This window comes from Novipirellula rosea (assembly GCF_039541335.1).
Taxonomy (GTDB): Bacteria; Planctomycetota; Planctomycetia; order Pirellulales; family Pirellulaceae; genus Novipirellula; species Novipirellula rosea.
In genome coordinates, this window is record NZ_BAABGA010000002.1 from 26054 (window position 1) to 34549 (window position 8496).

General features: G+C 53.0%; 4 protein-coding genes and 1 tRNA gene. 3 read left to right on the forward strand and 2 right to left on the reverse strand.

The genetic code is table 11. From position 1 onward, the window contains the following. Positions 1 to 498 precede the first annotated feature (498 nt). Positions 499 to 2298, forward strand: coding sequence for a glycosyltransferase family 2 protein (locus tag ABD971_RS00030; protein ID WP_345318237.1), 1800 nt, complete (start codon positions 499 to 501; stop codon positions 2296 to 2298). Positions 2299 to 3570: 1272 nt separating this feature from the next. Then, complete coding sequence (locus tag ABD971_RS00035) at positions 3571 to 4098, forward strand: hypothetical protein (RefSeq protein WP_345318239.1); 528 nt, start codon at positions 3571 to 3573, stop codon at positions 4096 to 4098. Positions 4099 to 4244: 146 nt separating this feature from the next. Here ABD971_RS00035 and ABD971_RS00040 read toward each other — a convergent pair whose 3' ends face one another. Continuing rightward, positions 4245 to 6008 carry a hypothetical protein gene (locus tag ABD971_RS00040; protein ID WP_345318241.1) on the reverse strand — a complete coding sequence of 588 codons (1764 nt, stop codon included), beginning with the start codon at positions 6006 to 6008 and terminating at the stop codon, positions 4245 to 4247. Positions 6009 to 6186: 178 nt separating this feature from the next. Continuing rightward, a tRNA-Ser gene (locus ABD971_RS00045) sits at positions 6187 to 6269 on the reverse strand. 110 nt (positions 6270 to 6379) lie between these two features. Here ABD971_RS00045 and polX point away from each other — a divergent pair. Continuing rightward, positions 6380 to 8101 (forward strand): DNA polymerase/3'-5' exonuclease PolX, encoded by a 1722-nt coding sequence (polX, locus tag ABD971_RS00050; RefSeq protein ID WP_345318243.1) that lies wholly within the window; start codon positions 6380 to 6382, stop codon positions 8099 to 8101. The last annotated feature ends 395 nt before the right edge of the window (positions 8102 to 8496 follow it).

Below are 8496 nucleotides of genomic sequence, written 5' to 3' on the forward strand. Positions count from 1 at the left end.
GTTCACCGACAAACTGCCGGTGTATCGGTGATTCAATCGCCAGCCAAGTATGCAGGACTTTGAATTGGAGAAGCAGTGAGCCGTTCGGTATCAGCGAAAGCCGTTTTCACTTGGGAATGGGGTGCCGGCAACGGGCACTTACGTCGATTCCTCCCGATCGCGCACGTTCTGCAACAGAATGGTGTTGAAGTCGTGCTCATTGTCCGCGATTATCCGCGCGCTCAAGCCATGTTTTGCGACACGGGTATTCCCGTTCTGCCGATACCTGACATGCCGATGAATCGACGGGAGATTTTGCGAAATCCTCAGTCACTTCCGGGCTTGGCTTGGAACTTGGGGCTTCATGATTCATCAAGAATTGCCGCCTGCTTGTCGCACTGGAGGTCACTTTTTGATTGTCTACGTCCGACGCATGTTATCTCGGACTTCGGCTTAATTAGCTGCTATGTGGCCAAAGGAATGGGAATTCCAACCGCTCGAATTGGTCTAGGATTCGGAATGCCTCCATGCGGACAGGTTTTGCAGAGCATGTTTGGATGTCCCGTCAGTAAAGACGAGAACCATGTCGCTGATCTCATTCTCGAAGCTTTTCAGCACGCCGCACAAGCATCGCCTGGTTGGATGACGCCGAAGTCTTGGGAGGACATCTTCGTCGAAGCAGATCGCACGTTCTTGGTCAGCACCCCCGAGTTCGACCCCTATCGAGCCACTCGCGATGAAAACGAATACTGCGGCGCCTGGAGTGATGAAACCGGGCTCACGCCACAGTGGGCCACGAGCGATGCACCACGCGCCATTGCCTACTTAAGAGCAGACAATCAGTTAGTCCCTCGCTGCCAGTTGCTGTCCCAGATTGGCCTTGAAATCGTCCTCGTATCGGATGGTTCGGTTCCTGAGTCGATTTTTGAGATTCAGCGACTGCGTTTGGCTGAGGGACTGGTCAAGACCGCACACAGCGACGCACCCTATCAACTAGTCGTCTGCAACGCCAATCATGGACTAACACTTCGCGCGCTGGAGCTACAAGTACCCGTCTTGATGTTCCCATCGTACATCGAGCATCGCTGGAATGCGAAAGTTGTCGAGCAACTCGGGTTTGGAGTCGATTTGACTAGGGTGCCGCTACCGCACTGGAGTGACTCCATTGACCGGCTCCTCACTCATGCTCCTAACGATGCTCACTTTGCTTCGTTCTCCAAGAAGTTACGGGCAACCAACAACGCCTCTTTTGCCGCGACGTGCGATGGCATTCTTCAATGGTTAGAAATTCCGCAGCAGAATAAATTGGCGTCTTCTCTCAAAGTTCATCGCATGCTCGACCGAGATAGAATCGAATCACGCCTGGATCGATCACGCCAGACTGCGATAAAGCAGGTTCAGTCATTCCAAATCATTCGTCGTGGTGAAAAGCTGGCTCAGGACGAAATTCTGGTGGTAATGGTTGTTTACAACGAAGAAGTTCGGCTCCCTGACACGATCAACCATTACCGGCGATTGGGTGCAAATCGATTCGCAATCATCGACAACGGGTCAACGGATGCAACACGCGAGTTTCTCCAGTCACAAACAGATGTCGATCTTTTTTATACAGATCTGGATTTCCGAGATGGAAATGGATGCGGCTGGGCATCCGCGATGATTCATCATTACTACGGCGTCAATCGATGGGTCATCTGCTCTGACGCGGACGAACAGTTGGTTTACGACGACTGTGAAAGTCGTAGTCTGGCACAATTGTGTTCACACCTGCATGCGCTAAGAATTAAGTCAATGCCGGCGCTGATGGTCGAAATGTACTCCGATACATCGATTGGTTCGACAGTACTACTGAAGTCACAGCGATTACTCGATCGATGTCCCTGGTTTGATGGCGAAGGGTACTCGCGTCAAGTGAATTATGATGACACAACGGGAACACAGGTTCGATGGATCGGAGGACCAAGCGAGCGGCTCTTCGGTGTCGATCGAGGATGGCAAGCCAAGACTCCACTGGTATACTGGGAACCCGAGACTTGGCTCTGGAATCCTCATGTAATCTTCCCTTTCGAACACAATCACACGCCGATGAACGGCGTGCTACTGCACTTCAAGTATCTATCGGATTTCATGGGGGCCATTAATCGATCAGTCCAGCGTCAGCAACACGCAGCCAAGTCTAGGAAGTACAAGCAGTTCCAGAAAGCCATGTTTGATCTCGGCGATCCCTGCTTGATGAATGAATCGAGCAAGCTTTACGTATCTTCCGATTCGCTCATTGAACCCGGATTAATGTCATCCATTACGTGGGACGCAAGCTAGCTTGGGGAGAGGGCATCAAATTGTTCTAGACGAATCACAAGGCTCAGCTGGATTCGGCAGGGTGGAAATACTCGTGAACGTAGACCGACATTGCTTATTCGTCGCTCTGGAATCTCGATACAGGCGTCTTCAATTTTCCAGTAACCAAGTAAATGCAGGATGGCAAGTCTCTCGCTGCCTCTGCCAGTATGGCTTCGATGGATAAGAAAACCGTACGATCCTACCGCGATGATGAGGCAATTCAAATGGGGCAGGTCTCTTAGATTATTCTTCTAGCGTCTGTACCGGAGATTCAGCGACTGCTCGGCGGACACGAAGTTCGCCGTTTCTTTCGACTGGATGCCGACCACGCTGGGCGACCGCGCAACTTGCGTGCGCAGCAGCAGCAGCGACTAAAGAAAAAAACGCATCGAGCGTGACCTTGCTCCGACCCGAAAACGCGCGCCGAGCTTTTTTTGAGATCGGCCCAAAACAAAACTGATCTTTGACAAGTAAATCACGACGAGAATTACGACGACCCTAAGCCAATCGCGTCAGAGTCACTTCTTTGCACAAATACGCTTATGTGCATGGGGATCCGATTGGAGGAATTGATCCAATTGGTGAGAGTTTTCTCACCGCAAAGCTAATTAATATGTAGATTGCCGTTGGACTCGGCATTGGCTTGGGGTTAATTGCGGCGTACTCCATTTGGTCTCGAGCAACAGATTCGGGCCAAGCATTTGTAGGCCGCACGGATAAGACCGCGTGGAATGCATGGATATATGGACCACAACTAAATCGTGCTTATCAACGAACAAAGCTGCCCAATGCCTTGCATGCTGGAACTCATCCACTCGCAACCCCCGATTTCATTTTCGCGGAGTATGCAGAGAATTATCTAGATGTATGCTCACGAAGATGCGACTTCGCGACTGAAAACATGATCGTTTCGTTTAAGTGGCGGATGAACGGGAGACCAGACATACGTGAAGGAATCACGTTCATGCCCGGTCATTTTGCCGTCCAAGGATTTTCCGAAGAAGACAACGTAATTTTTCTTCTTCCTGACCAGTTAAACGTCACTGATGGCGACGCGTTACTCAATCCTGCTTGGTAAGACACTGACGCAAAAAAGAACATCATCTTCTTTTACCCGGGGCCAGTGCCGCTGAAACCTGTCGGAACACTCTATGATGCCGTTGTTAACCAAAGCTATGGTGGTCGTGTCCATGAAATAGATTTCTACGAAGCGGAGAGTTTCTAGTCGTTCCCGAATCCGAGACAGAGTAGATGGCACATCTTGTTCAAGGCCTTAAAGCGGTTGTCGTAGTAGCAGTCGTATGCTGTGCCCCGTTGGCATTTGGTCATGACTACTTGAATCGACTGCATTTAGTCGCGTACTGGGGAATAGCATATTTCTTTATTTCCATCGCGTTTTTCTGGTTCCTGCGTGGCTCAACGCTAGCTGTGCATACGCGCCTCGAATGTGCATTCTTCGGCTATTCGATTGGGGTGATATGTTGCGTAATCTTTTTTGGTTCCGGGATGGACGTGCTTGCTTACATACAAGCTCGCGGACCTACAAAAGAAATGGCCATCATCGCCGCAGATCTCGGCATACAAGAAGCGGCGATTGGAAACTGGGGTAGGAGCTGGATGGAAAATCGCGTGGTAACCGGAGTGGCCTTCTTATTGGTCGGGATTGAGTCTGTGTTGCTGGCGTCGTGTCAAAAAACTCAGACAACCCAACAAAATCGCGCGCTCGTCCACCCGTCCTGTCAATTAACTCATCCGACTGATTCGGAGCGAGATTTGTGATAGATTTGGCCCACGTTCGATCGATATCTCAAATGAGGTTTACGTGAGGTCTGCTTTACCCCTACCACATCCACGCGTGACACTTTTTTGCGTTCGTCGTTGGAGGGTTCAACGAATGGGCGATTGTCTGGAGAGGGTTGTGATGGTCACTGGTTTGATGCTGCGTCCTGCGTGGTGAAAGGGTCGTTGCCCGCCTCAGCAAACACGGGCTGCAGGTATTCCTGGAGATTGCGAATCGCGGTGAACACGCGACCAAATGGACGATTGCTGTACGCGTCGGTTAAAGCGTCACTCTTGACGGGTTGCCCATGGCAATCGAACACTCCCATGATCTCCCCATCAGAAAAACGCTTGATGAGCTGACTGCCAGTCTTACGGAGCTTTCCAAACGACAATGACCGAATGTCGTGGCCATCGGCTCGAATGCGTTTGATCAACCGATCGAAGTGATTCGGGATCATTTGGTTTGTGTTGCCGGCCTTGGTGGACTTATCGAGAGCGGTGCCCGCCCTGTTGACTACTAGCACCGCATGAGGGCCGTAGCCTGGGAATGTTCTGCGATGCGTCATCGCCCACTGGATGGCCTGGACGGTCAATGGGAAGAGAATGTGCTCTCCATAAACGCCGCTCTTGCGACGGACCCGCTTGATGAAGGAATCCTCCGCGGTCGATTTGAAGTCCAGAATTTCCTGGTGCCGGGGTGAGTGGGCCGAGAACAAGTGCACTTCGCCTACCAATGTTGATGCGATCTCTGCACGACCGAAGCCGCAATTGAGCCCCATCAAAAGCAAAAGCCGATCAAACGGATGTCCATATCGCATCAGCAATTTCAGTTCATCAAGTGAGAACGTATCTACCTGCTCCAAGCTCTTTCGTGCATGGTCGACAGCAAGACGTCTGATTCGCGTGTCCATGTCGCCGAAAGCAATGGGTTTTGTCCACTCGAATCGCGAACTGGTGTCCAGCCATTTCAAGAAGCGAGTGAGTGCGCTCAGATAGTTTTTGCAGCTTTTCGCTGTCATCGGAGTCGTTGTTCTGAGCTTGCAGGGGCGTCGACGCCAGTACCCGATTAGTTCGTTGATTTCGGAAGAATCTAAATCGGAAATCGGGCGGTCCCCGTGATGCTGAATCAGGGTTTCCACCTGCTTCACCTGAGTTTTACCCCAGGGGGAGATTTGGTTCGACTCTGGGCGGTGGAACTCGCGCTCGAGGTACTCTTGATATTTCTTCATTGCTTGGTGCAGCATTCCTTCGATCGCAATTGCGTCTGCTGGCTCCACGCACGATGTAACTTCGGAGCGAGACAAGTGACGCGCATCGCTGTCGGGCAATTCTTCGCCAACAAACGGTTTGTCGGGAACGACGTCCGGTTTGGGAGAGGTAAGCGGCACTCCCGCAGCGACAAGCACCCGCTCAGACTCTTGCATCGCCAAGATTTTTGCGGGATCCACGTTTTCTAGTCGCGTGTGGACGGAGGCAAGCTGGCCATCGTCGTTGATTGCTTCCAGTCTCGTCAGATTTTCCTCTCCGATTCGATAGGCACGTCGATCCTCCGGCAGAACGTGAATGACTGCGAAACGTTTCTGGAGCCTTTGCAGTCGCTCCGCGTAGTTCGTCGGCGTCTCACCACCGTTGCGGGGCAGGACAAACTCACTGGCTCCTTTGGCGGTGGCTCGGGCGACTTCTAATTCGGTTTCGCACCAAAGTGGGGCCGGTTCGCGCGAGCGGCTCGCGATAACAGTCCAGATCTCTCGAAGCTTGACCTCGCGAATCTCAGCCTGGCGGAGGTCGGTACCTAAGATGAATTTGTGCTGCTGCCGGATGCCAGATTTACTTAGCTTCCAGCCTATCTGCCGGGTGTAGTATCCCCGGCTGTCGGGTTTCCATTGACGACGCGCTCGCGTGACCATTTGGCAGCACTCCTGCCGGTCTTATCGGAACATTGGGGTCCCTGACAGGCTTCTTATCGGAACATTTATCGGAACATCGTGTTTTCGAGACAAAACTAACTTCCCGAAAAAGACGCGTAAACGACGTGAATACCAATAAAAATAGCCACTTACCGGCTGGCGGCAAGTGGCTTTTAAGCGGAGGACACGGGACTCGAACCCGCAGCCCCTTACGGGGTACCTCAGTTCCAATGAGGCCGCTCACCAATTCGCTTATCCTCCGAACTCGGCTTCGCTATTCTGTGCTGGATTTCGTTTCCTCGCAACTGGTGGTGTTTTTCAGACCAACGGATTGGTAATGTAAATCTAAAAAACCCAGTGGAGTATGACGGATGGATAACGCGGCAATCGCAGATGTGTTTGACGAAATGGCGGAACTGCTGGAATTCCGCGGCGAAAATCCGTTCCGTATCCGAGCTTATCGCAACGGCGCCCAAGCGATCCGCGATCTCGACGAGCCAGTCGCGGCCATCATCAACGATCCCGATCGCAATCTTGCCGACATTTCGGGTATCGGCAAGACAATCAGTGAAAAAACAGAGACACTGATCCAAACCGGCGGGTTACCCCAATTGGAAGAATTGCGCCAAGCGGTCCCCCAGGTTGTGATCCAAATGGCGAGGATCCCTGGATTGGGGGCCAAAAAAGCGATGAAATTGCAAGAAGCTCTGGAAATTGAATCGCTCGACGACCTGAAACGCGCCTGTCAGGAGGAACGAATCCGTAAAGTCAAAGGATTCGGCCCCAAATCCGAAGAGACAATCCTGGACGGGCTGGCGATCGCCCAGGAGGCGGCCGAGCGAATTTATTGGTCCACCGGCGATGAATTGGCCACGACCATCAGCAACCACATGCAGTCCTGCGAGGGAATCGAGAAGATGAGCTGGGCGGGTAGCTACCGCCGCGGCCGTGAAACGATCGGCGACCTCGACTTGCTTGTCGTCGCCAAAGACCGCACCGCAGCGATGGACCACTTCGAAGCCTTTCCCCAGCGAAGCCAAACGATCGCTCGCGGCGATACCAAAATTTCGATTCGTGTCGCCAAAGCATTCCAAGTCGACATGCGTCTGGTCGAAGCGAACGAGTTTGGTGCGGCACTGCAGTATTTCACCGGTTCTCAGGCACACAACGTTCACATGCGGCGGATCGCCAAAGAACATGGGCTGAAAGTGAACGAATACGGTGTGTTCAAAACCGAAGACGACTCGCGTGTGGCTGGCGAAACCGAAGAAGATGTCTATAAGGCGATCGGAATGCCTTGGATTACGCCCGAGCTTCGCGAAGTTCGCCATGAATTCACGTGGGCCGAAAAAGGCGAACTGCCCGACCTGATTGAAACGTCCGACATCGTCGGCGACTTGCACATGCACACCAACGCGACCGATGGAACCGCAACGCTGCAAGAGATGGCCGACGCCGCGATCGCGAGAGGACTGAAGTACATTGCCATTACCGACCACAGCCAGCGTGTTTCGATGGCATTTGGATTGGATCCGAAACGACTTCGCGAACAATGGAAAGCGATCGATGCAATTCGCGATCAATACGAAGGCCGGCTGGTGATCCTGAAAGGCATCGAGTGCGACATTCTCGAAAAAGGCGGCATGGATTTGCCAGACGATTGTTTAGCCGAAGCCGACTGGGTACTGGCGAGTGTCCATTACGGCCAGAAACAACCACGCGACCAGATCACCGAACGCATTCTCGGCGCGATTGAAAACCCACACGTCGACTGTATCGCGCATCCCACCGGACGGCTGATCAATCGTCGTCCACCCTACGAAGTCGATATCGATGCGGTGATGACGGCCGCCAAAGCGAACGGGACGTTGATGGAGCTGAACGCGAACCCGGCACGACTGGATCTGAATGACGTGCATTTGGCGGCTGCCAAACGGCACGGAATCCCGATCGTGATCAGCACCGATGCGCACTCGACCGACGGGCTGGACGTGATGCGATATGGGATCAAGCAAGCACGTCGTGGCGGTTTGACTAAGGACGACGTCGCTAATACACGGCCTTGGGACGAGATGAAGAAATTGATGCGTTAAAGCACTTGCGAGAATCACGTGGGGCTGGGTTGTGATTGGCCGGTGAGGACCGAGCGAGTAAGTGGAGACACGCTGCAAGCGATGTTGCGCGGACGGTCCTCACCCGGACGAGGCCTAAAGGGCCCGTCCGACCTCTCCCATGCTGCGCTCGGGAGAGGTGACCTGCAAACTGCCACCTCTCCCAAAACGAAGTTTGGGGAAAGGTCGAGCAGAGCCTGCAGCGATGCTCGGGTGAGGGCCGACCGAGCAAGTCGAGACACACTGCAAGCAAGGTTGCGCGGACGGCCCTCACCCGGACGAGGCCTAAAGGGCCCGTCCGACCTCTCCCATGCTGCGGAAAATGCTGAGGTACTAGCATTCGATGTACATTATTCGGGGGAGCGAGAGCTTCCCTT

Coding starts and splice junctions, on each gene's coding strand:
- ABD971_RS00030 (WP_345318237.1), top strand. CDS start 499: ATGCCTCCATGCGGACAGGTTTTGCAGAGCATGTTTGGATGTCCCGTC.
- ABD971_RS00035 (WP_345318239.1), top strand. CDS start 3,571: ATGGCACATCTTGTTCAAGGCCTTAAAGCGGTTGTCGTAGTAGCAGTC.
- ABD971_RS00040 (WP_345318241.1), bottom strand. CDS start 6,008: ATGGTCACGCGAGCGCGTCGTCAATGGAAACCCGACAGCCGGGGATAC.
- polX (WP_345318243.1), top strand. CDS start 6,380: ATGGATAACGCGGCAATCGCAGATGTGTTTGACGAAATGGCGGAACTG.